Origin of the sequence: Kribbella sp. DT2, assembly GCF_049844575.1 — a bacterium.
Lineage (GTDB): Bacteria > Actinomycetota > Actinomycetes > Propionibacteriales > Kribbellaceae > Kribbella.
This window is the reverse complement of record NZ_JBNCLH010000002.1, coordinates 755629-778208: the sequence shown is the minus strand read 5'-3', so window position 1 is coordinate 778208 and position 22580 is coordinate 755629. Positions and strand designations below refer to the sequence as shown.

Below are 22580 nucleotides of genomic sequence, written 5' to 3'. Positions count from 1 at the left end.
GCCCTGCTGAGGAGGTGGTCGCTGGTGCGACACCTGAAAGTTGGCAACCTGTGGCGCTGGGTGGCCGCGAGCACGGTCTTCGTACTCGCTGTCACCGTCGGAGTGATCGTCTTCGGCCACGACGACCCACCGAAAGCATCACCCGCGCCGACGACATCGGCCGGTTCTCCCTCCTCGTCGGCAGCGGCCGACGACGAGGCGCTGGTCAACCGGATGCTCGACCAGCTGCGCGCGGGCAAACCGGTCGAGTCGCAGTTCGCGGCCGGTGACAACCCGGCCGCCGGCGTACCGATCGAGGCGATCAAGGCCAGGCCGGGTGAGCAGCTGCGGCTGGGCCGCCTGCAGATCCCGAAGCTGAAGGTCGACCAGGTGCTGAACAACGGCGTCGACGAGCCCGCGCTGGTCAAGGGTGTCGGGCACTGGCCCGGTACGCCGCTGCCCGGTGCCGCGGGCAACAGTGTGATCAGCGGCCACCGCAGCACGAACGGCAAACCCTTCCTGTACCTGGACCGGCTGCGCCCGGGTGACCCGATCAAGGTCACCGTCGGCGCCAAGAGCACGACGTACAAGGTCTCCAAGACCACGATCGTGCCGCAGGAGACCTACGTGTCCTTCATCCTGCGCAAGCCGGCCAAGGCGGACGACAAGGTGCTCACCTTGTTCGCCTGCAACCCGATCACCGCCCACTACCAGCGCATCGTCGTCGAGGCCCGCGCCGCCTGAGGAGGCGATATTCCCCGGAGTCCGAAGGCATGTTCCGTGGGCGGGACCCGTCCACGGTCGAACGAGAACAGCTTGAGGAGACAGCAATGGGTATCAAGCAGATCTTCGGGGGCCGTCCGGTCCTCGAGTTCGCCGACGAGCACAGCCGCCGCAGCTTCCTGCGCAACGCCGCGCTGATCGGCGTCGGCGTCACGTACGTCGCCACCCGACCGGGTGACCCGGTGGCGTTCGGCCAGGCCGACCGCGCGTTCGGTGCCGAGGTGGACAAGTCCGACCTCGACATCCTGAACTACGCGCTGACGCTGGAGTACCTGGAGTCCGCGTTCTACACCGCCGGGCTCAAGGCGAACCTGCTGAAGGGCCGCGAGAAGGACCTGATCGACCCGATCCAGCAGCACGAGGCCGACCACGTCGCCACCGTGCGGACCACGATCACCGATCTGGGCGGCAAGCCGGTCGCGCAGCCGAAGGTGAAGTTCCCGGCCGGCACGTTCACCAGCCGGGCGGCGTTCCTGAAGACCGCGGCGACCTTCGAGGAGCTCGGCGTGAAGGCGTACCACGGCCAGGTCCCGCTGGTGAAGAACCCGGACCTGCTCGCGGCGGCGGCCTCCATCGCCGGCGTCGAGTCGCGGCACGCGGCGATCATCGCCCAGATCAGCGGCGGGAACCCGTTCCCGGCGCCGATCGAGGCCCACCTGGCGATGGGTCCGGTCCTCCAGGCCGCCATGCCGTTCATCGCGAAGTGAGAGGAGCAGCAGATGACTGACACCACCGCAGACCTGATCCACGGCAACGCCTCCGCCGTCCCGGCGGGCGTCGCGATCGGGGCCCTCAACAACGGCTTCCACCTGGCCAGCGCCAAGGACTTCAAGAACGACATCGAGGTCCTGAACTACGCGCTCGCGCTGGAGTACCTCGAGGCCGAGTTCTACCGGCAGGGCAACGCCGCGAACCTGGTTTCCGGCAAGGAGAAGCAGTACCTGATGCAGATCGGCGCGGACGAGGCCTCGCACGTCGCGACCCTGACCGCCACCATCCAGAAGCTCGGCGGCTCGCCGATCGGCGCACCCGCCGTCGACTTCGGTGGCGCGTTCGAGAACCGCAAGAGCTACCTCACCACCGCGCACATCTTCGAGAACAAGGGCGTCGGGGCCTACCTCGGCGCGGCCGGGTTCGTGAAGGACAAGATGATCCTGCAGGCCGCGGCCGGCATCTTCGGCGTCGAGGCCCGGCACGCCGCCGTCGTCGGCAACCTGCTCGGCCTCAAGGCCGAGGGCGGCGTCTACAACGGCTCGTTCGAGAAGGGCGCCTCGAAGACCAACGTCCTGACCGCGGTCTCGCCGTTCCTGGTCGACCCCGCCAAGGTCGTTGCCGCGATCACCTACTGACCTGGGGGCGGTCCCGGCGCTCGGTGAGGTAGCGCCGGGACCGGCACGCCACAGCCGCCGGAGGCTTACGAGCCTCCGGCGGCTGCCTTCTTCTCAAGTTCGCCGGCTACGTCCTTCACGGCCTGAGAGCCCGTACGGCGAGGTCGGTGAGGGCGTCGGCGTACGGCTCGTCAAAGCGGTGGGTGCGCAGGATCCAGCGGTGGTAGATGGGCCCGAAGACCAGCTCGACCGCCGCGTCCAGGTCGATGCCGGGGGCAACCTGTCCGGCTCGCTGGGCCGACTCCAGGCGGCGCTTGGTGGCGGCGAGCTGAGGGTCGAGCATCCGGCTGTGAACCTGCTCGCTGAGCGCGGCGTCCTGCTGCATGTCGATCATCAGCGCGCGCAGGGTCGCCGACCTCGTATCGTCGGCGAACTCCGCGACGGTCGCGCGGAGGACCAGGCGGAGGTCGGCGGTCAGGTCGCCGGTGTCGGGCCATTCGACGTCGGGCTGCTCGACGACCAGCGCGTCGAGCACCACCGCGCCCTTCGACGGCCACCAGCGGTAGATCGTCTGCTTGCCGACGCCGGCCCGCGCGGCGATGCCCTCGATCGAGGTCTTGGCATACCCGAGCTCGGCGACGGCCGAGGCGGCCGCGGTCAGGATCGCGGTCCGGGCCCGGTCGCTGCGCCGCCGCTCGTCTGGACTTCTCATGAGCGAGACGCTACGGTCCGTCTCGTTGGAATTCAAGCGAGAGGAGCCACCGATGAGGCTATGGATGATCACCGGAGCGGGCCGGGGCCTCGGCCGTGCCTTTACCGAGGCTGCGCTGGAGCACGGCGACCGCGTGGTCGCAACGATCCGGCAGGACGGCGTACTCGACGACCTGGTCAAGCAGTACGGCGACCGTGTCCTCCCCCGGCGCCTGGACGTCTCCTCCCACGCCGAGGTGCAGAGTGTCGTCGCGGAGACAGTGGCAACGGTCGGTACGCCGGACGTCGTGGTGAACAACGCCGGCTTCGGCCTGGTCGGCGCCGTCGAGGAGCTGACCGAGGACGAGCTCCGCGCCCAGTTCGACGTCAACCTGTACGGCGCGGTCTGGGTCACCCAAGCGGTCCTGCCACACCTGCGCGAGCGCGGATCGGGCAAGATCGTGCAGGTGTCGACCGTCGGCGCGGTCGGTCACCTGCCGCTGTTCGGCGCCTACAACGCGTCGAAGTGGGCGCTCGAAGGGCTCAGCTCCGCGCTCGCCGCGGAGGTCGCGCCGTTCGGCATCGGCGTCCATCTCCTGCAGTTGGGCGGATTCGCCACCGACTGGTTCGGTTCGAGCATGCGCTTCACCACCGCGCACCCGGCGTACGACGGAACGCGCGAAGGCATGCTCGGCATGCCGGGCTACCCGACCGCGGCGATGCTCAGCGAAGCGGAACCGTCCACCGAGGAGTCGCCCGCCGTCGCCGCCCAGGCGCTGCTCGCCCTGCTCGACGACCCGGAACCACCGCTGCGCAAGATCATCGGCACCGGCGCGCACGACATGGTGAGTGCAGCGCTGGAGTGGCGTCGCGACGACTACGCGCACGACCCGGCGTTCAGCTGGCCGAACCAGCCGGCCTGACACCGGCCAGGCTGACACCGGCCAGGCTGTCACCGGTCAACGGTCAAGGGGTCGTGGCGACAGACGTGCGCCCCTCGAGCTCCGGCCGCCACACCGTGTTCTCGCTGTGCGCGGTGTGGCGGCTGGTGCACACCTAGACTGCCGTCGCGTGGACCATCAGTTCCTGCTCGTGGCCGGCGCCGGGCTCGCGATCATGATCGCGGCGTCCGTGTTCGCCCGGCGTACCGGTGTCGCGGCGCCGCTCCTGCTGGTCGGGCTCGGCATCGCCGCGAGCTACCTGCCCAGCACGCCCACCATCCACGTCGAGCCGGAGCTCGTCCTCGCGGGGGTCCTCCCACCGTTGCTGTACGCATCGGCCGTCCAGCTCCCGGTGCTCGACGTACGACGCAACGTCGCGCTGATCGCCTGGCAGTCGGTCGTCATGGTCATCGTCTCGGCGCTGGCCATCGGCGCGGTGGTGCACGCGGTGTTCCCGGGGATCTCCTTCGCTCTGGCGTGCGCGCTCGGCGCCGTGGTGGTCCCGACGGACGCCGTCGCCGCGACCGCGATCGGGCACCGGGCCGGGCTGCCGCCGCGGCTGATGACGGTCCTCGAAGGCGAAAGCCTCGTCAACGACGCCTCCGCGCTCGTCGTTCTCCGGACGGCGGTCGCCGCGATCGCCGCGTCCTCCGCGTTCGACCTCGGAGAGACGATCCTCGAGTTCGGCTGGGCCGTGATCGGCGCCGCGCTGATCGGTGGGGTGGTCGGCTGGGCGACCGCGCTGCTGCGCCGGCGCCTCGACGATCCGGTGCTGAACACCACGATCTCCTTCGCGGTCCCTTTCCTGGCGTACTTCCCGGCCGAGCAGGTCGACGCGTCCGGCGTACTGGCTGTGGTGGTGGCCGGTCTGCTGACCGGTGCCCTGGGCAGCAAGCGGTTCAGTGCTCGCGACCGGCAGACCCAGGCAACGACCTGGACGACGATCAGCTTCATCCTCGAGAGCGCCGTGTTCCTTGCCATGGGCTACCAACTCCCCGAGCTCGTGGAGGCCGCGCGGACCGAGACCACCACCGGCGAGATCACCGGCCTGGTCCTGCTCGTCGTCGCCCTGCTGGTCGCTCTGCGGTTCGTCGGCCTGGCCGGGCCCGCGCTGCGCGAACGGTTCGGCCGGCCCAGCCGCAACGAGCAGACGCGCGCCAAGCTCGGACAGTTCGAGGAGCACCTCGACGCGATGACGCCCGCGGACCAGCGGGAGGAGAACCGGCTCGCCTGGGCCCGCCGTCGGCTCGCCCGCGGCCGGGCCGACGTCGAGTTCGAGGAACGCGAACCGATCACCGGACGCGGGTACGCCGTCCTGGGGTGGGCCGGTATGCGCGGCGTCGTCACGGTCGCCGCCGTCCAGACGATCCCGGCCGGTACGCCGCACGTCGACACCGTCGTACTGGCTGCGTTCCTGGTGGCGCTGATCACGCTGGTGCTGTTCGGGCTGACCCTGCCGACGGTGATCACGCGGATGAACTTCCGTCCCGAGAGCGCGGAGGACAAGCGGGACTCGGTGCAGGCCCTGCTCCGACGGGTCGGCGAGTCCGCGATCGACACCCTCGGCCCGCTGGAGGAACAGACCGTCGACGGCGAGCCGCTCGACCGCGAACTGGTCAGCACGATGAAGGAGCGCATCGTCCCCCGGCTGGTCTCCGGCACCCGTGAACTGCGCGAGACCAGGCCCGACACGCACGAGCAGATGCTGATCGTGCAACGCCGCTACCTCGACGCGATGCGCGACGCCCTCGGCTCCGAACGCAGCATCGGCGCCTACAGCTCCGAGGCCTACCGCCAGGTCGAGTCCCTGCTGGACAGCATCGAACAACGCTTCCGGGCCGGCTGACCCCTGATGCGCGGTGGTGACGACGCCGTCCCGCGTTACTCGGCGACGACGGTGAAGTAGGTCAGCGCGCTCACCGACAACGCCAAGAAGAGCAGCGGGAACGCGATGGTGCGGAAGACCGCCGCCCGGATGTGCGCTCCGACCGCGCACAGGTAGAACAGGACCAGCCCCACCGCCGCGGCGAGCCCCAGAGGTGTCATGCCCGCGAGCCCGACCACCAGGCCGGCTGCGCCGGCTCCCTTCAGGACGGCAAGCCAGGGCACGACCTCGGGCCGCAAGCCGACCTCGGCCGAGTTCGCGAGCACGAACCTGGCGCGTGCCAGGTCCGCGGCAACGATGAAGACATTGGCCGCGACGCACGCGACCGTCACGGTCAGCAGGGCCGTCGATGCACCGTCGCTCACGCGGTGCACCGCAGGTCGGCACCGATCTGTACGCTCATGGGGAACTCCTCCGTGCAGGCCCTGTCATTGGCTGGTTGGTCGCCCGTCATGACGCCCGGCACGACCGAAAGGTGACCGCTCCCGTGGAACTGATCGACGAGTTCGAGGCCGCACGCCCTCGGCTGCTCTCCCTGGCCCACCGGATCCTCGGCTCGGTCGAGGACGCCGAGGACGCCGTACAGACCGCTTGGCTGCGGGTGCACGCCGTGGACCAGCCCCAGATCGACAACCCGCCCGGATGGTTCACGACGGTGACCGCACGCCTGTGCCTCGACCAGCTGCGATCACGCGCACGCCGTGGAGAGTTGCCGCTCCTCGCGGACGCGATCCCTGCTGACACGCTCGCCGCTGACGAGGAATTCCTCCGCCGCGAGGACGTGTCCCGCGCCCTCCTCGTACTGCTCGACCAGCTCACTCCGACCCAGCGGGTGGCCTACGTCCTGCACGACCTCTTCCGCGTCCCGTTCGGCGAGGTCGCCGTCGTGCTGGACACCACACCGCCGAACGCGAAGAAGTCGGCCAGCCGTGCACGGCAACGCCTCGCAGAGGTGGACGCCGACGAGGTCGCGCAGACAGCGGCCCACTGGCCGATCGTTGACGCGTTCCTCGCCGCCGCCCGTGGCGGACGCATCGACACGCTGATCACACTGATGGCTCCGGACGTCGTCAGGGTCGCCGACAGAGCTCTGCTGCCCGAGGACGGAGCTGTCGAGGTCATCGGGAACCGCGCCGTCGCGGAAGAGACCCGGTCCTTCGCCGACCGGGTTCACGCCAGCATCCCGATGCTCGTCAACGGCGCTTCCGCCGCGGTCATCGCCCCGGGCGGGCACCCGCTGGCGGTGATCACCTTCGACTTCTCGGGCGAGACCATCACCCGGATCGCGATCGCTCCCCTCCAACCGACCGACCGGGTGGAGTCGAGGCGCGCCTCCGACCTCGGACTACGAGTTCTCCAGGACCTCGTCGAGGGGGTTGCCGACGATCCGGGCGCTCAGCCCGGAGGCGACCGCCCGCGCCGCTGAGCTGCTGGTCTTGCGTTCGGCCTGCGCCTCGAAGCAGGCGAGGAACTCGTCGGCGAGGCCGAGGCGTGGGTGCTGACGCAGTACGTCGGCGCGGAACTCGGGGCTGAGCTCGTCGACGTTGCGGCCGACGATGTCCAGCGCGGCCGCCCGGGAGATCAGGTGGCCCTCGGGGTCGTCGTTCACGTCCACGTCCGGCCACATGTGCCGGACGATGACCTCGGCGAGGCGGTCCTGACGCTCGCGCGGCCAGCCGGCTCCGGCGGCGAAGACCCGGGCGACGTGGCCGGCGGCCTCCTCGAAGGAGACGGTGTGACTGTCGAACTCGGGCATCAGGCCGAGGTCGTGGAACATCGCGGCGACGAACAGCAGCTCGTCGTCGTACGTGATGCCTTCCTGCGCGGCCAGCGCCACGGCCCAGACGTACACCCGGCGCGAGTGGCTCAGTAGGGTCGGCGACTGGTACGCCGTGGCCACCTCGAGCGCCGCCGTCGACGCGGTGGTCGCCGGGATCACGAGGTCGTTGAAAATGATCATACTTTGACGGTACGCCGCCGGAGGCCCACGGCGCTGGTCCATTCGACCTGCGGGGGCGTGGGCCACTTGGCCCACCAAAGCCGCCCGGAAATGGCCCAGCGACGGTGCCGGCTGACTGCGTACTGTCGAAGACGACCCCTCCACCACGACACCGCAAGGACCCCTCATGCGTGCGATCACCGTTCAGGACCGCGACTCCGGCAGCCTGTCCCTCACCGACCTGCCCTATCCTCACGCCGCCGAGAACGACGTCGTCGTGCAGGTCCACGCCGCCGGCTTCACCCGCGGCGAGCTGGAGTGGCCGGGGACCTGGACCGATCGCGCCGGTCGCGATCGCACGCCGAGCGTCCCCGGGCACGAGGTGTCGGGGGTCGTGGTCGACCTCGGCTACGGGACGACCGGGCTCACGGTCGGCCAGCGGGTCTTCGGGCTGACCGACTGGCTTCGGGACGGCACACTCGCCGAGTACGTCGCTGTGGAGGCGCGCAATCTCGCGCCGCTGCCCGCGAACGTCGACCACGTCAGTGCTGCTGCGCTTCCGGTGTCCGGGCTGACCGCTTGGCAGGCGCTGTTCGACCACGCGGATCTGCAGCCGGGGCAGACCGTACTCATTCACGGGATCGCGGGGGCTGTCGGTTCGGTCGCCGCGCAGCTGGCGCGGGAGGCCGGGGCGCACGTCATCGGCACCGGGCGTGCCGCGGACGAGGCGCGCGCTGCCGAGTTGGGGGCGCATCGGTTCGTCGATCTGGCGGGCTCGGAGCTCGAGAGCGCCGGGCCGGTGGACGTCGTGTTCGACGTCATCGGTGGGGAGATCCGGGATCGGTCGACCGGGTTGCTGCGGGCCGGCGGCACGCTGGTGACGATCGCCGATCCCCCGACCGCTCAGCCGGCGAACACCCGCGCGATCTTCTTCGTCGTCGAACCGAACCGGGAGCAGCTCACCCAGCTGGCCACCCGTCTCGACGACGGCCGGCTGAAGCCGCTGGTGACCACGGTCGTCCCGCTCGACGAGGCACCTGCCGCCTTCAAGCCGGCCCGCGGGCGAACGATCATCAAGGTCGCCGAGTAGACGATCGAGCGCGCACGGAGAAGGCAGGCCCGCGCGGCTGGTCTCAGTCGCGTGGGCCGGTTCCTAGTCGTTGCCTGAGGCCCGTAGCTCGCAGGGCGCGGCGGCTCAGCGCCAACCGGACCGAGTCCTCCTGCCCGACCACGCGCACCCGATCCACCGCCCGGGTGATCGCCGTGTAGAACAGCTCCCGGGTCAGCAGCCTCGACTCCTCGTTCGGCAGCAGCACGGTGACCTCGGCGGCCTGGCTGCCCTGGGACTTGTGGATGGTCATCGCGTGCAACGTCTCGATGTTGCCGAGCCGGCTGGGTGCGAAGTCGCGCCGGCCACGAGCACCGGCGATGCACACCCGCAAGGATCCGTCCGGCCGGCGGATCGTCACCCCGACGTCGCCGTTGTAGATGCCCAGCGCGTAGTCGTTCGCGGTCACCAGCACCGGACGGCCGACGTACCAGGTGTCCCAGAGCGGGTCCTCGGTCTCCTCGGTGATCCAGCGCTCGACCGTCCGGTTCCACTGCTGCACACCCCACGGACCCTCCCGGTGCGCGCAGAGCAGACGATGCCGGTCGACCGCCGCCAGCGCCGCATCGGCATCCCCCGCCTCGGCAGCAGCGCGAACAGCCAGTACGTCGGGCAGCATCGCCGCCCGCAACCGCTCCCGCGGATCCTCGTCCTCGACGAAGAGAACCCGCTCATCACCTCCACGCAACACCGTGAGCACGTCGTCCGCGCGGTCCTCCCGCACGGCCAGCGCCAGCTCACCGATCTCGCTCCCGAAGCGGTGGGACGTGCGCAGCTCAGCCGCCTCGATGTGGCCTCCGGCAACCAGCCCGTCGACCAGATCAGCCAGCACGGCACCGGCCTCGATCGACGCCAACTGGTCGGGATCACCGACCAGCACCAGCCGGGCCCCAGGCCGGACCGCCTCCAGCAGCCGCGCCATCATCGTCAGCGAGACCATCGACGTCTCGTCGACCACGATGATGTCGTGCGGCAGCCGGTTCGTCCGATCATGCCGGAACCGGCTGGACGAATCAGGCCGGCGACCGAGCAGCATGTGCAGCGTCCGGGCGTGGAAGTCCCCCAGCCGCGCGGTGTCCTCAGGCGAGAGCCGGTCCGACATCTCCCGCCGTACCGCCTCCTCCAGTCGAGCCGCGGCCTTGCCGGTCGGAGCGGTCAGCGCGATCCACGGCCGCCGCTCGCCGGCAATCTCCGCCTGCTCGGCCAGCACCGCCAGCAACCCCGCAACCGTCGTCGTCTTCCCCGTCCCCGGCCCGCCAGTGAGCACAGTCGTCCACTGCCGAGCGGCGGTCTCCGCCGCAGCCCGCTGCTCGACGTACGAGTCGCCAGGGAACAGCCGGTCGAGCCCTGCCCGCAGGACGGTCTCGTTGGGGATCGCCGGCGGCAGCCGCGAGGTCCGTCCGCGGAGATCCTCCTCGACCTGCGACTCCTCCCGCCAGTAGCGATCGAAGTACAGGAGCGTGCCCTCGAGCCGCAACGGAAAAGGTGCCCCCAGCAACGGACTGGCCGCGAGCGCGGCCAGCCAGGCATCAAGCGGCGGCCAGTCCAGCTCAGCGCCCTCCTCGCCGACCTCGTCGCGCACCTCGGTCAGGTCGAGGCAGATCGACCCGGCCCGTACGGCGCGCGCCACCAGCGCACACGCGAGCGCGACGGTCTCGTCGCCCTCCCCCAGCATCGCCGTCAACCGCGACGCGACATGCACGTCGGCAGCCAGGATCACGCCCGCCTGGTTGAATTCCCGCAGCCGCCCCACAGCGGCGAGCGCCAGCGACGAGTCGAACTCCTCCACAGGCGTGCTCATCCGGACCTCCCGTCCAGCAACGAGGACAGCGCCACAACCAGCGCCGAAGGCAACGGCCAGCTGAACACCCCGGTCGGATGACCGTCCACCACCGGCGTCTCCGCACCACACATCCCGCGCAGGTACAGGTAGACCACCCCGCCAAGATGCTTCGAAGGCTCGTACCCCGGCAACCTCCACCGCAGGTACCTGTGCAGCACGACCGAGTAGAGCAGGGCCTGCAGCGGATAGTCCGAGTGCAGCATCGCCGCACCCAGCTGATCCTGCGTGTACTCCCCGGACGTCGACGGCAGTTCCTGATCCCCGAGCCGGTTCGTCTTGTAGTCGACCACCACGAACCGATCGCCAGGCACCCGCAGCACGACGTCGATCGATCCGGTCAGGTACCCCCGCAGGCTCTGCCCGCCGAGCAAGGGCTGCTCCAGCCGTTCGGCGTACGCGAGCAACGGATCATCCGAAGGCAGATGCCTGCGCAGCAACGGCGCCAGCTCCTCCAGCCGGACGTCGACCCCCGCGTCGTCGCCACCGGCCAGCGGGATCTCGAAGTCCAGCTCCCGCAGCCGATCACCGCGCCCGAGATCGCGAAGCGTCAGCCCAGGGACCAGCGGCCCGAGCGGCGTCGCGTGCATCGGCAGCATCGCCGTCGCCAGCACGTCGGGCGCCACGTCGACCCGCCACAACGGCAGCTGCTCCCGGATCCGCTCGGTCAGCTCGGCGTGCAGGTCGACCGCGTGAGGATCGGCCTCCTCCAGTACGCCGTGCACCAGCGACCCGAACTCGGCCCCGACCGGCAGCCCGTCCATCGGCGACGGCAACGCGTCGACGGCCAAGGTTGCCGTCGGCACCAGATCCACCGCCTCGTCCTCGAGCTGCCCGTCCTCCGGCTCGCTCGTGACACCGGTCTGCTGATCGGCCGCCCGGATCAACCCCGAGTACGACGTACGCCGCCACGCCAGGTCCACTTCCCGCGAGAACGTCGCGATCCCCAGCCCGCCGGGCAGCACCTCGTCCACCGGCTCGACCTGCTCGCCGACCACGGACTCCTCGATCACCGGCCCGCCCGCCTGCTGCCAGCGCCGCAGCCACAGCAGGACCTCGTCGTCCGACGACGACCGATCCAGCTGGTCGGGAACCACCGGCTCGCCCTGCTTGCGACCGCGCAGCAACCGGGAGACTCCCCCGTTGATCTCGTCCCACGAGGGCGCCCACCAGGCGACGACCTGCGACTGCGCGCGCGTCAGCGCGACGTACGTCAGCCGGATGTCGTCGCCGGCGACCTCGGCGCGCCAGCGCTTCTCGTTCGCCGAGTACCCCGGGCGGTTCCGCCCGCCGATGTCGAGACTCCGGATGCCGTCCTGGTGGAACAGCAGCAGTTCCTCGTCGTCGAAGATGTGCCGGTTGAACCCGAACGGCAGGTAGACGATCGGGTACTGCAGCCCCTTGCTCACCCACACCGTCATGATCTGGACCGCCGCGGCGTCGCTGTCGAGCCGCCGCGTGCGCTCCGCCGTACGGCCCTTGCCGGTGGACTCCTGACGCAGCCAGTCGAGCAGCGCGGGCAGCCCGAACCGCTCGCGGTGGGCGGTCTCGTGCAGCAGCTCGGCCAGGTGGGCGAGGTCGGTCATGTCCCGTTCGCCACCACGCCAGCCGAGCACGCGATCGGCCATCCCGCCGAGCTGAGCGGCCTCGAAGACCGCGGCGACCCCACGCGTCCGCAGCAGGTCGGCCCAGGCCCGCAGCGTCTGCCCGATGCGATCGGTCAGGTCCTCGCCGCCGGCGTACAGGCCGGCCGCGGTCTTCCCGAAGAACATCGTGGTCGCGGCCGCGCGGACCAGCCCCGAACGATGTGGCTGGTCGAAGGCCTCCAGCAGGCAGAGCCAGTCCTTCGCCGCCTGCGACGAGAAGATGTCGAGGTCACCGGAGTACACAGCGGGGATCCCGGCCTTGGCCAGCGCTTCCCGGCAGGCCCGTGCGTCCTTGTGCGCCTCGACGATCACCGCGACATCACCCGCGCGCAGCGGCCGGCCGTCGTACGTCGCACCGGAGCCGAGCAGCCGACCGATGTCGGCCGCGAGATCCCGGGTGATGTGGTCGCGCAGCTCGTCCATCGGCACGCTCTTGCGCCGCGGCGAGCCGAACAGCTCGCGCTCCGCGACCCGCAGCCGGAACGGCGCGTCACTGGGAGCGCCGACCAGTCGCGTGCCCTGGTGATGCGCCTCGACGGGGTGGACCACGATGTCCTCGTGCCCGAGCCGGGCGCCGCCGAGCACGACCTGCAGGCAGTCCACCAGCGGCTGGTCGCTGCGCCAGTTGGTCCCGAGCGTTCGCCGCTGCCCAGCGGTCGCGGCCGCGGTCAGGTACGTCGCGATGTCGCCGCCGCGGAAGGCGTAGATGGCCTGCTTCGGATCGCCGATCAGGACCAGCGTGCTGTGCCCGTTGAAGGCCCGGTCGATCACCTTCCACTGCACCGGGTCGGTGTCCTGGAACTCGTCGACCATCACCACCGACCACCGCCGCTGCATCCGCTGCCGGGCCGGCGCCCGCGGCTCTTCCAGCGCGGTCGCGAGCCGGGTCAGCAGGTCGTCGTACCCGAGGATGCCGAGCCGGCGTTTGCGCCGCTCGACCTCAGCCAGTACGGCGTGCGCGAACGCGACCCGCACGCCCGCCGGCGAGGTCGCGTCGGCCTGCTCGGGCACCAGCCGGGTGTGCGGATTGTTGACCACCTTGAGGGCGAGCTCCACCGCGACCGCCCGGGTGATCGGCGGTTTGTCGGCGGATCGCGCGAACAGCGCGAGGTACAGGTCGTCCACGACCTCGGTCACCAGGTCGGTCAGATCCTCGACCAAGGTCACTCCGGCGTCGGTGTCGCCGGCCACGCCGAGCGAGCGCAGCACGAGCTGGCAGAACTGGTGCGTCGTCGCGATGGTGGCCGCGTCGAAGTTGGCCAGCGCGTCGCGCAACCGACCGTGCCGGACGGCGACCTCGTCCTCGCTGCCGCGGGCGAGATGACCCAGCAGGCCGCGATCGTCCTGCCACGCCTTGGGATCGGCGAGTGCCTGCTCGGCGTCGGAGATCTGCGAGCGCACCCGTTCGCGCAGCTCCTGGCTGGCCGCGCGGCCGAAGGTGATCAGCAGCATCTCGTCGAGCCGGGCCGCGCCTTCGGCGACGTACCGGGTGACGAGCCCTGCCAGGGCGTAGGTCTTGCCGGTGCCCGCGCTGGCTTCGAGCACGGTGGTCCCGGTCGGCAGCGGGCCGAGGAGGTCGAAGGAGTCCATCAGCGGGCCGCCTGCTCGAAGCGCAGCATCGGTTCCCATACGCGGGCCGCGAAGGCACCGAGGCGGGTCGGTTCGCCCTGCCGCTCCTCGCCGGGACGCGTCGGTTCGAGCAGGACCTTGAGCGGCGTGTTCGGTCCCCAGACCTTCACGACGGCGAGGTCGGCGTTCTCGCCGTCGTAGTTCGTCGGCTTCCACCGCCGGCCGGCCGCGATCACCGGGTCGTCGTCGGTACGCCGGGCCTGGCACCAGGCGAACGACGTCTTCAACGGCAACGGCAGCGGTGCCTGGCGGCCGGCGTCGTACACGGCGACCAGGTCGTTGAGGAACCCACGGGCCTGCGCATCGACCGGGCCGAACCCGCGAGTTCCCGATCCGGAGGCCCGGGGATTGCTGGGCCGGCCGATCGCCAGTCCCGTCCAGTTGTGGTCCTCGTCGTTGGCCGACAGCGCCAGCAGCTGGATCCAGGAGGTCAGCAACTGCTTCGCGTCGAGCCGCGAGTAGCTCACCGAGACCAGGCGGTGCCCGTAGACGCCCGGCACCGTCCCGGTCAGCCGCCTGCCGCCGAGGTCGATGTCCACGTCGAACGCCTTGGCCTCGCCTTGGCGATGCGGATGGGCCGCGACCGCCAGGCCGCGCGCGATGTCGCGGATCTCCGTCGCGGTCCGCCAGCCGAGTCGTCCGGGCGGCAACGTGCCCCGGCGCCACTCGGCCTGCAGCGCCGCGTCCGGGTGGATCCCACTGAGCATGTCGTGCAGCATCCGGTCGCCGACCGACCACTTCTCCAGGTTGTCGATCTCGACCGGCATCGCGTCCGAGACGCCGTCGACCTCCCACGGCAGCGTCACGTCGAGCGCCCGGAAGAACCCCTTCACGGGATCCTTGAAGAACGCGATCAGCTCCGCCAGCCCGACGTCCTCACCGCTGGTCAGGGCCAGCGGCTCCTCCACGAACTCCGGTCGCGGCGACCGCGATCCACCGCCGACGCGCGCCGCCACGAGCGCGGTCGGGTCGAACGTGAACGGCCCCGGCGCACCGAGCCGGCCGGGCTCGAGGTTCTTGCGGTCGAAGGGCTGCAGCGGGTGCTTCACGACGACTGTCTCCCGGACCGGCGACTCCGTCGTACGGTCGAGTGCATCGACGAGCTCACCCAGCGGTACGGCGGGAGGCCGCGGCTGGCCGGAGTACTCGTTGGCGCCGGTGTAGGTGATCACCAGCGACTCGGTGGCGGCCAGGATCGCGTCGAGCATCAACTGCCGGTCCTCGCTGCGAACGTCACGCTCACCGGTCACCGGACGCCGAGCCAGTACGTCGTCGCCGTCGGCCAGCCCGAACCGCGGGAACACGCCGTCGTCCAGCCCGAGCAGGCAGATCACCCGGTGCGGCACCGACCGCATCGGGACCATCGTGCAGACCGTCAACGTGCCGCTGCGGAAGTTCGCGCGGGTCGGCCGCCCGGCCAGGTGCGCCGACAGCAAAGCCCGTACGTCGGCCAGCCGCAACGATGTCCCGGCGAGCTCCCCGGCGCCTGCCGAGACCTGGGCGAACTCGCGCTGGACCTGCCCGACCTGCCAGCCGTCGTCGTGACCGACGGAGGTCAGCCGGTCGATGCCGCCGCGCAACGCGTCGAGCCAGGCCGCGAGCGGCTGGGTGCCGTCGAGCAGATCAGTTGCCGTACGCAACCGATCGACGTACTCGGTGAACCGTCCGGCCAGCTCGATCCGCGTGCTGCCGACGTCGTCGAGCGGCAGCGTGGTGTCGATCCAGGCGTGCGCGTCGGCGGACATCGTCACGCCCGCGAGCACCCGGTCGAGCCCGAACTGCCAGGTGTTCTGCGGGAAGTCGGTCAGGCCGAACTGGTCCCTGCCCTCGCGACCGAACGCCCACCGGACGCCGGACTCGCGGACCCAGGCGGTGACGGTGTCGAGGTCGTCGTCGGTGAAGCGGAAGCGTCGTCGTACCGGTTCGGCCTGGGCCAGGTCGAGCACCTGGCTGGCTGTGACGCGGCTGCCGGCGAGATCGAGCAGCTGGGAGGCGACAGCGAGCAGCGGGTTCGTCTGGGTCAGCGACCGGTCGGCCAGCTGCACGCGCAGCTTGTGGGCCGGGTGACCGTTGCGGTCGAGGTCGGCCAGCCCGAAGCGGGCGCTGATCAGCGGCGCGTACGTCTCGATGTCCGGGCACATCACGAGGATGTCCCGCGGCTCCAGCGTCGGGTCGGCCTGGAGCATCCCGAGCAGCACTTCCCGCAGCACGTCGACCTGCCGGGCGGTCCCGTGACAGGCATGCACCTGCACGCTGCGGTCGTGGGGAGCGAGCCTGCGTCCCTCGGCGGCAACGGTGTTGCCGCGCAGGTCCTGCTGCAGCCAGCCGAGCAGCGTGTCGGGTGCCTGCACTGCTCCGAGGTGACTGTCGACGGTCGGAATCACGGCGAGGCCCAGCTCCAGCTCGCGACTGTCCCGGCCGAGGGTCGCCAGCAACGGGTGATCCGCCTGCTGATGACTCGTGTCGTCGGCACGAACGCCCGCGGTCGCGCCACGCAGACGCTCCCAGAGCGCACCGCTCGGGTTGGGCAGCCAGACGTGGACGTCGCGGTGCTCGGCCAGCGCGCCGATCAGCTCGATCTCCGTCGACGGCAGGCGCGTGTGCCCGAAGAGCGAAAGCCGGCTCGGCAGCTCGAAGGACGACGGCTGCGCACGGAGTTGCGCGACGGTCTCCGCGTGGCGGACAGAGGGCGGCGGCGCGTCGATCCGGTCGACCAGCCGACGCCACAGCTCGGGCTGCCAGGACAGGTCCCTGTCGATCGCCGCGCCGATACCGTCGGTGTCCCGCCCGTTGCTCCAGTCCGCGAGCAACGTCGGGCGCTGGACGGCGTACGCCGCGAACAACCGCGCCAGCCGCGACGCGACGGCGTACCGGCGTCCACGCCGCAGCTCGCCCTCGGCGCCGGTGTCGAAGTGGCCGAGGTGCCGGGCGACCGGCTCGCACCACGGCTGGTCGAGCGATTCATCCAGTACGGCGAGCAGCGGCCACGCCATCGCGTCCGAGGCCCACGGGTCGTCGTCGCTGATCCCGAGCACCGTCGACATCAGCGAGCGCGGCGACGTGAACCGGACGCCAGCGCACACACCGTCCCGACCGGTCGGACCAGCACCCAGCCGATGGGACAGCCGCTGCGACAACCAGCGCTCCACGCCCTTGGCCGGCACCACGACGAACTCCTCGGCGAACGGGTCGCCGAGCGGTACGGCGAGCAGGTCGCCCAGACCGTCGGCGAGCACATCCGTCCGCTCGGCGCGGTGCAGGTACAAGGTCATCGTGGAAAGCATGCCATGACTGTCACGGCCAGGCCGCACGTCCTCCGGGAGGTGTGGACTACCAGTCGTGGACGGTGCCGTCCTTCAGCCGGTTGTACGGCAGGTAGGCCGGCTGGTACGGGTGCCTGGCCGCTGCTTCCTCGTCCAGCTCGACGCCGAGACCGACCTCGTTGCCGGGGTGGAGGTAGCCGTTCTCGAAGGTGAAGCTCTGCCGGAAGACCTCGTTGGTCACGTCGCCGTGCTGCATGTACTCCTGGATCCCGAAGTTGTGGATCGCCAGGTCGAGGTGCAGCCCGGCCGCCATCCCGACCGGGGAGATGTCGGTCGGCCCGTGGATGCCGGACTTGATCTGGTACTGCGCGGCGTAGTCGAGCAGCTTGCGCATCGCGGTGATCCCGCCGGTGTGGGTGACCGCGGACCGCACGTAGTCGATCAGCTGGTCTTTGATCAGCGTCTGGTAGTCCCAGATCGTGTTGAAGACCTCGCCGATCGCCAGCGGCGTCGTGGTGTGCTGACGGACCAGCCGCAGGGCGTCCTGGTTCTCGGCCGGGGTGCAGTCCTCCATCCAGAACAGGTCGTACGGCTCGAGGTCCTTGCCCAGCCGCGCGGCCTGGATCGGCGTCAGCCGGTGGTGGACGTCGTGCAGCAGCGGCAGCTCGGGCCCGAACTCGTTCCGGACCGCCTCGAAGACCGTCGGGATGTGCCGCAGGTAGGCGCGGGTGTCCCAGTCCTCCTCCATCGGCCGCGCGATCCGCTGGGCCGGCTCGTAGTGCTGCTCGGACTCCTGGCCGGCAGGCGCTCGTACGCCGTACACGGCGTCGATGCCCGGGATCGACGTCTGCACCCGGATCGAGCGGAACCCCTGGTCGAGGCGCAGGCGGATCGAGTCGAACAGCTCCTCCTGGTCACGCCCGGACGCGTGGCCGTACGCCATCAGCCCGTTCCGCGACGCGCCGCCGAGCAGCTGGTACAGCGGCATCCCGGCGGACTTGGCCTTGAGGTCCCACAGCGCGACGTCGACCGCGGCGATCGCGGCCATCGTGACCGGCCCGCGCCGCCAGTACGCCGAGCGGTAGAGGAACTGCCAGGTGTCCTCGATCCGGTGCGCGTCGCGGCCGATCAGCAACGGGACGACATGGTCGGTCAGGTACGACGCGACCGACAGCTCGCGGCCGTTCAAGGTGGCGTCACCCCAGCCGACCAGTCCGTCGTCGGTGGTCAGCTTGAGCGTGACGAAGTTCCGGTCCGGGCTCGTCACGATCACTGCGGCGGTGGCGATGTTCACGCTGCGGTCTTCTCCTTCGGTGGGGTGAGCCTCAAGGCCATCACGAGTCGGCGCCGAAGGCCAGCAGGACCTTGCTCGACCGGCTCGGGTCGGCCGCCTGGTGGAACGCCGCCTCGACCTCGCCGTACGGGAAGACCGCGCTGACGACGGGAGCGAAGTGCTCAGGATGCGCAGCCATGATCGCGAGCGCTTCCGGCAGCTCGGACGAGAAGCGGCTCGAACCGGCGACGGTCAGTTCCCTGGTCACCGCGAGGTGCAGCGGTGCGGTGACGCCGTCGACCGGAAGGTGCCCGATCTGCACGATCGCACCACCTGGCCGCAGCGCCTCGAGCGCCATCGTGACGGCCGGTGGCGCGCCCGACGACTCGACCGCGACGTCGACGGCGGGGACCTCTGTGGCCTGGTCGGCGCGGATGGTCCGCGTCGCACCGATGCGCCGCGCCACGTCGAGCGGCTGATCGTGAAGGTCGGTCACCGTCACGCTCCGCGCGTTGGCGGCGTGCGTCAGAGCGACCGCGAGCAGGCCGATCGGGCCGGCCCCGGTGACCAGCACATCGCGACCCTCGACGGACTGTCCCAGGCGTTCGAGCCGCCGCAGACCGTGCAGCACCACCGAGGCAGGCTCGGCCAGGGCAGCGGTTCGGAGGTCGAGGCCGTCCGGGATCGGCACCAACCGTCCGGCCGGCACCACCAGGTGCTCGGCGAAACCGCCGTCGGTGTGCGGATCGCGGGCCGCGCTGCCGAAGTAGCGCAGCTCCGGGCACAGGTGCTGATCACCGCGTCCGCACAGTTCACACGCTCCGCACACTTGAGCCGGATGCACGGCGACCCTGGTCCCCGCGGCGGGTCCTGATCCGTCGCCTGCCGCGCGTTCGACGACGCCGACGATCTCGTGCCCCAGCACCATCGGGGCTCGCAGGACCGACTCGCCGATCCGTCCCGACCGCCAGTAGTGCAGGTCGGAGCCGCAGATTCCGCCGTACACGACCCGTACGACGGCCTGGTCCGGCTGGGCCTGTGGGACTGGCCGATCGTCGAGGGCCAGTACGCCGGTACGCACGACCACCACTGCCTTCGTCAGCACTCAGATCACCGCCGTCAGGCCGCCGTCGACGTAGATGACCTGGCCGTTGACGAAGTCCGACGCCGCCGAGGCGAGCCAGATCGCCGGTCCGACGACGTCGTCCACCTGTCCCCATCGCCGGGCCGGCGTCCGGCGAGTGATCCAGTCGCTGAACTCGGGATCGGCGACGAGCGACGCGTTCAGGTCGGTGTCCAGGTAGCCGGGAGCGAGTCCGTTGACCTGCAGGCCGTGCGGAGCCCACTCGGCACACATGCTCTGCGTCAGTCCACCCAGTCCGCTCTTCGCCGCCGCGTACGGCGCGGTCGACGGCCGCACCAACTGGGTCTGCACCGAGCAGATGTTCACGATCTTGCCGCTGCCCCTGACCAGCATCGGCCGGGCGAAGGTCCGGCCGACGACGAACGCACTGGTCAGGTTGACGTCGACGACCCGTCGCCAGTCCTCGGTGGGCAGCTCGGTCAGCGCGCCGCGGACCTGGATCCCGGCGTTGTTGACCAGGATGTCCGGACACCCGTACGCCGCGACGATCTCCTCGGCCGCCTGCTCGACCGCCGCCTCATCGACCACGTCGAACGCGGCCACCTGAACGTTCTCCTCCGGTACGCCGAGCTCGGCGTACAAGGCCTTCGCCGTCTCGGCCAGCCGGACGGGGTCACGTCCGTTCAGCACGACCCGCGCTCCCGCCGACAGGTAGCCGCGGGCGATCCCCAGGCCGATGCCGCGGCTGGAGCCGGTGACCAGAGCCAGTCGTCCGGACAGGTCGAACATCAGCGCGCTCCTTCCGGCCCGAGGACCTCGACCCGTGACGCCTGCACCAGCGCGGTCGCCGCGGCCTCGGCCGCCTTGGCGTCGTGGGCCGCGATCGCGTCGACCACCTGCTCGTGCCGCTGCAGTGACGCGGGGGTGTCAGCGGTGAAGAACTGGTGGCGATCGGAGTATCTGGCCTGCAGGGTCGCGAGCAGGGTCTGCACGAGCTGACTCAGTACGGCGTTCTCGGAGCCTTCGAGCATCGTGCGGTGGAAGCCGGTGTCCGCGGTGACGAACGCGCTCCGGTTGCGGGCGTCGTACGCCTCGCGCATCGCCTGCAGGTACTCGCTGAGCCTGGCACTCAGATCATCCGCCGCTGCCCGCGCGGCGAGACCCGCGGCCGCCGGCTCGACGGCCTCACGCAACGCCAGCAGCTCGGACAGCTGACGGTCGGCGTCCGGTCCGTCGGACCGCCACGCGATCACCTGCGGGTCGAGCAGCGCCCACGCCGTCGCGGGCTGAACGGTCGTGCCGACCTTGTGCCGCGGGCGGACCATGCCGAGCACCTCCAGCGTGCGCAGCGCTTCGCGGACGACCGAGCGGGAGACCTCGTACTCGGCCTCCACCTGCTCGGGCGAGACCACTCCCCCGGCCGGCAGGTCGCCGTGCGCGATCCGTTGGCCGAGGGCGTCCACGATGCGTCCGTGCAGGCCACGCGACCGCGGGCCCTGGTCTGCGGGTGGGTTCATCGAGCGCTCCTGAACCGGCGAGGTTGCAAAAGTATGATTAAACAGACTATACATCCGGCCAGGAGCTGGTCCGACGGAGAGGAAGCACCGATGACGGTCCGGGTGGCGTTGGCCGGCGGTGGCGCGATCGGCGAGATCGTTGCCCGTGACATCTATCCGGGACTGACCACGGTCGCGCTGACCGCGGTCGTCGATCCGGACCTCGATCGGGCGGTACAGGTCGCGCGGCACACCGGAGCCCGGGCGGCCGGAGCGCTGGTCGACGTGCTGGACGAGATCGACGCGGTCGACGTCCGGGTGCCGCACCACCTGCACACCGAGGTCGCCCTGACCGCGATCGAGCACGGCAAGCACGTCCTGGTCGAGAAGCCGATCGCCACCACCGTCGAGGATGCGCGCCGGATCGTGGACGCCGCCCGCGCGGCCGGAGTCGTTCTGGCCGTCGCCGAGAACTACCCACACCTGCAGGCCGTCCAGGACGCGCGGGCACTGCTGGGCGAGAACGCGATCGGGCGGCCGATCGCCGTACGGTCGACGCGGGCCTATCAGCTCGACGGAGTCTGGCGGCGCGACTGGCGAGAAGGTACTGGCCCCGCGGGCGGCATCCTGCTCGACCAGGGAACGCACCAGGTCAGCTTGATCCGGCAGCTGGCCGGACCGGTCGTCGCGGTGTCGGCCGTCGGCTCGCACGAGACGCTCAGCCTGACACTGCAGCTCGCGAGTGGGATCACCGCGCAGTCGCTGCTCACCTGGCAGAGCCCGGGGACCTGGGACCAGACCGAGGCGACCGTCTTCGGTGAGACCGGACGGCTCGACGTCGTCGTCGACTACGAGCAGCACCTGGGCGGGTGCGCGCTCTGGACACCCGCGCGCAGCGAGCACCGGGGTGCCGAGAACTACTACGCCAGTCACGCCGCGATCGTGAACGACTGGGCAGCAGCCATCGAGCACCACCGCGACCCTCTGGTCGACGGCACCGAAGGATCGGCCGACCTGGCCGTCGTACTCGCCGCCGCGGACTCGTTGGCGGCCGACGGAGCATTCGTCAGCCTTTGACGCCGGTCAGCGTGACTCCTTCCACGAAGTAACGCTGGAGGGCGAAGAAGATCAGCGTGATCGGCAGGATGACGACCAGCGACGCCGCCATCAGGAAGCCCCACTGCGCCGTGTAGGTGCTCTGGAAGCCGGCCAGCCCGAGCGCCAGCGTGAACTTGCTGTCGTCGGTCAGGTAGAGCAGCGGACCGAGGAAGTCGTTCCAGACCCCGATGAAGGTGAAGATCACCACCACCACGATCACCGGCTTCGACAGCGGCATGATCACCGACCAGAACACCTTCCACGGCGTCGCGCCGTCGATGTACGCCGCCTCGTCCAGCTCGTACGGGATGGTCAGGAAGAACTGGCGGAACAGGAAGATGTTGAACACGCCGCCACCGGCGCCGGCGAACCAGGCCGGCAGGGTGAGCGGCACGAAGGTGTCCAGCGCGCCGATCGATCCCCACATCACGAAGGTCGGGATCAGCGTCACGGCGTACGGGAGCATGACGCCGGTGAGCAGCAGGCCGAAGACCAGGTTGCGGCCGCGCCAGCGCAGCCGGGAGAAGCTGAACGCCGCCAGCGCGCAGGTCAGCACCGTCCCGGTGACGACCAGGACCACCACACCACGTTTCCGCAT

19 protein-coding genes are annotated in these 22580 nt (G+C 70.5%); 8 read left to right on the top strand and 11 right to left on the bottom strand.

Features of this window, described 5'->3' with window-relative positions:
• The first annotated feature begins 24 nt into the window (after positions 1-24).
• From ACLQ2O_RS12405 to ACLQ2O_RS12395, 3 genes are all read left to right on the top strand, one after another.
• Entirely contained in the window at positions 25-723 is a 699-nt protein-coding gene (locus ACLQ2O_RS12405; protein WP_425830516.1) for a class E sortase, read from the top strand.
• Positions 724-809: 86 nt separating this feature from the next.
• Positions 810-1469, top strand: coding sequence for a ferritin-like domain-containing protein (locus tag ACLQ2O_RS12400; RefSeq protein ID WP_425830514.1), 660 nt, complete (start codon positions 810-812; stop codon positions 1467-1469).
• 12 nt (positions 1470-1481) lie between these two features.
• A complete protein-coding gene (locus ACLQ2O_RS12395; protein WP_425830512.1) occupies positions 1482-2111 on the top strand; it encodes a ferritin-like domain-containing protein in 630 nt (209 codons plus the stop codon).
• Between the two features lie 115 nt (positions 2112-2226).
• Here ACLQ2O_RS12395 and ACLQ2O_RS12390 read toward each other — a convergent pair whose 3' ends face one another.
• Positions 2227-2802, bottom strand: a complete 576-nt coding sequence (locus tag ACLQ2O_RS12390) for a TetR/AcrR family transcriptional regulator (RefSeq protein WP_425830510.1) — start codon at positions 2800-2802, stop codon at positions 2227-2229.
• Between the two features lie 52 nt (positions 2803-2854).
• Between ACLQ2O_RS12390 and ACLQ2O_RS12385 the strand changes: the two genes are divergently transcribed.
• Positions 2855-3703 carry an SDR family NAD(P)-dependent oxidoreductase gene (locus ACLQ2O_RS12385; RefSeq protein ID WP_425830508.1) on the top strand — a complete coding sequence of 283 codons (849 nt, stop codon included), beginning with the start codon at positions 2855-2857 and terminating at the stop codon, positions 3701-3703.
• A gap of 148 nt (positions 3704-3851) precedes the next feature.
• Complete coding sequence (locus ACLQ2O_RS12380) at positions 3852-5567, top strand: cation:proton antiporter (RefSeq protein WP_425830506.1); 1716 nt, start codon at positions 3852-3854, stop codon at positions 5565-5567.
• Positions 5568-5602: 35 nt separating this feature from the next.
• On the opposite strand, the gene ACLQ2O_RS12375 is transcribed toward ACLQ2O_RS12380, so the two are convergent.
• Positions 5603-5971 (bottom strand): DoxX family protein, encoded by a 369-nt coding sequence (locus ACLQ2O_RS12375; RefSeq protein ID WP_425830504.1) that lies wholly within the window; start codon positions 5969-5971, stop codon positions 5603-5605.
• A 122-nt stretch (positions 5972-6093) separates the two neighbouring features.
• Between ACLQ2O_RS12375 and ACLQ2O_RS12370 the strand changes: the two genes are divergently transcribed.
• Positions 6094-7032 (top strand): sigma-70 family RNA polymerase sigma factor, encoded by a 939-nt coding sequence (locus tag ACLQ2O_RS12370; RefSeq protein ID WP_425830502.1) that lies wholly within the window; start codon positions 6094-6096, stop codon positions 7030-7032.
• Here ACLQ2O_RS12370 and ACLQ2O_RS12365 read toward each other — a convergent pair.
• Entirely contained in the window at positions 6952-7566 is a 615-nt protein-coding gene (locus tag ACLQ2O_RS12365) for an HD domain-containing protein (RefSeq protein ID WP_425830500.1), read from the bottom strand. The two genes, ACLQ2O_RS12370 and ACLQ2O_RS12365, sit on opposite strands and share 81 nt — an antisense overlap.
• A 166-nt stretch (positions 7567-7732) precedes the next feature.
• Here ACLQ2O_RS12365 and ACLQ2O_RS12360 point away from each other — a divergent pair, with 166 nt between their 5' ends.
• Positions 7733-8635, top strand: a complete 903-nt coding sequence (locus ACLQ2O_RS12360; RefSeq protein WP_425830498.1) for an NADP-dependent oxidoreductase — start codon at positions 7733-7735, stop codon at positions 8633-8635.
• A 43-nt stretch (positions 8636-8678) separates the two neighbouring features.
• Here the strand turns inward: ACLQ2O_RS12360 and recD are convergent, their stop codons facing one another.
• Genes recD through ACLQ2O_RS12325 form a run of 7 tightly spaced genes read right to left on the bottom strand, consistent with a single transcriptional unit; the run spans position 8679 to position 20905 of the window.
• Positions 8679-10454: an exodeoxyribonuclease V subunit alpha gene (recD, locus tag ACLQ2O_RS12355; protein WP_425830496.1), complete on the bottom strand. Its 1776-nt coding sequence runs from the start codon at positions 10452-10454 to the stop codon at positions 8679-8681.
• Positions 10451-13729, bottom strand: coding sequence for a UvrD-helicase domain-containing protein (locus tag ACLQ2O_RS12350; RefSeq protein ID WP_425830494.1), 3279 nt, complete (start codon positions 13727-13729; stop codon positions 10451-10453). Before ACLQ2O_RS12350 ends, recD begins: the two co-directional genes overlap by 4 nt.
• Positions 13729-17040 (bottom strand): exodeoxyribonuclease V subunit gamma, encoded by a 3312-nt coding sequence (gene recC / locus ACLQ2O_RS12345; protein ID WP_425830492.1) that lies wholly within the window; start codon positions 17038-17040, stop codon positions 13729-13731. The genes ACLQ2O_RS12350 and recC overlap by 1 nt, the downstream gene beginning before the upstream one ends.
• Positions 17041-17098: 58 nt before the next feature.
• Positions 17099-18325, bottom strand: a complete 1227-nt coding sequence (gene manD, locus ACLQ2O_RS12340) for a D-mannonate dehydratase ManD (RefSeq protein WP_425830490.1) — start codon at positions 18323-18325, stop codon at positions 17099-17101.
• A 40-nt stretch (positions 18326-18365) separates the two neighbouring features.
• Complete coding sequence (locus tag ACLQ2O_RS12335) at positions 18366-19409, bottom strand: L-idonate 5-dehydrogenase (protein ID WP_425830488.1); 1044 nt, start codon at positions 19407-19409, stop codon at positions 18366-18368.
• Complete coding sequence (locus tag ACLQ2O_RS12330) at positions 19410-20177, bottom strand: SDR family oxidoreductase (protein WP_425830486.1); 768 nt, start codon at positions 20175-20177, stop codon at positions 19410-19412.
• Positions 20177-20905: a FadR/GntR family transcriptional regulator gene (locus ACLQ2O_RS12325; protein ID WP_425830484.1), complete on the bottom strand. Its 729-nt coding sequence runs from the start codon at positions 20903-20905 to the stop codon at positions 20177-20179. Before ACLQ2O_RS12325 ends, ACLQ2O_RS12330 begins: the two co-directional genes overlap by 1 nt.
• A gap of 90 nt (positions 20906-20995) precedes the next feature.
• On the opposite strand from ACLQ2O_RS12325, the gene ACLQ2O_RS12320 reads away from it, so the two are divergent.
• Positions 20996-21961 (top strand): Gfo/Idh/MocA family protein, encoded by a 966-nt coding sequence (locus ACLQ2O_RS12320; protein WP_425830482.1) that lies wholly within the window; start codon positions 20996-20998, stop codon positions 21959-21961.
• On the opposite strand, the gene ACLQ2O_RS12315 is transcribed toward ACLQ2O_RS12320, so the two are convergent.
• Positions 21951-22580, bottom strand: coding sequence for a carbohydrate ABC transporter permease (locus ACLQ2O_RS12315; protein ID WP_425830480.1), 630 nt, complete (start codon positions 22578-22580; stop codon positions 21951-21953). The genes ACLQ2O_RS12320 and ACLQ2O_RS12315 overlap by 11 nt on opposite strands.

What these genes read in the sequence shown, in the direction of transcription:
- ACLQ2O_RS12400 (WP_425830514.1), top strand. Translation starts at nt 810, where the DNA reads ATGGGTATCAAGCAGATCTTCGGGGGCCGTCCGGTCCTCGAGTTCGCC.
- ACLQ2O_RS12395 (WP_425830512.1), top strand. Translation starts at nt 1,482, where the DNA reads ATGACTGACACCACCGCAGACCTGATCCACGGCAACGCCTCCGCCGTC.
- ACLQ2O_RS12390 (WP_425830510.1), bottom strand. Translation starts at nt 2,802, where the DNA reads ATGAGAAGTCCAGACGAGCGGCGGCGCAGCGACCGGGCCCGGACCGCG.
- ACLQ2O_RS12385 (WP_425830508.1), top strand. Translation starts at nt 2,855, where the DNA reads ATGAGGCTATGGATGATCACCGGAGCGGGCCGGGGCCTCGGCCGTGCC.
- ACLQ2O_RS12365 (WP_425830500.1), bottom strand. Translation starts at nt 7,566, where the DNA reads ATGATCATTTTCAACGACCTCGTGATCCCGGCGACCACCGCGTCGACG.
- ACLQ2O_RS12360 (WP_425830498.1), top strand. Translation starts at nt 7,733, where the DNA reads ATGCGTGCGATCACCGTTCAGGACCGCGACTCCGGCAGCCTGTCCCTC.
- recD (WP_425830496.1), bottom strand. Translation starts at nt 10,454, where the DNA reads ATGAGCACGCCTGTGGAGGAGTTCGACTCGTCGCTGGCGCTCGCCGCT.
- ACLQ2O_RS12350 (WP_425830494.1), bottom strand. Translation starts at nt 13,729, where the DNA reads ATGGACTCCTTCGACCTCCTCGGCCCGCTGCCGACCGGGACCACCGTG.
- recC (WP_425830492.1), bottom strand. Translation starts at nt 17,040, where the DNA reads ATGACCTTGTACCTGCACCGCGCCGAGCGGACGGATGTGCTCGCCGAC.
- ACLQ2O_RS12330 (WP_425830486.1), bottom strand. Translation starts at nt 20,177, where the DNA reads ATGTTCGACCTGTCCGGACGACTGGCTCTGGTCACCGGCTCCAGCCGC.
- ACLQ2O_RS12325 (WP_425830484.1), bottom strand. Translation starts at nt 20,905, where the DNA reads ATGAACCCACCCGCAGACCAGGGCCCGCGGTCGCGTGGCCTGCACGGA.
- ACLQ2O_RS12320 (WP_425830482.1), top strand. Translation starts at nt 20,996, where the DNA reads ATGACGGTCCGGGTGGCGTTGGCCGGCGGTGGCGCGATCGGCGAGATC.
- ACLQ2O_RS12315 (WP_425830480.1), bottom strand. Translation starts at nt 22,580, where the DNA reads ATGCGGAAACGTGGTGTGGTGGTCCTGGTCGTCACCGGGACGGTGCTG.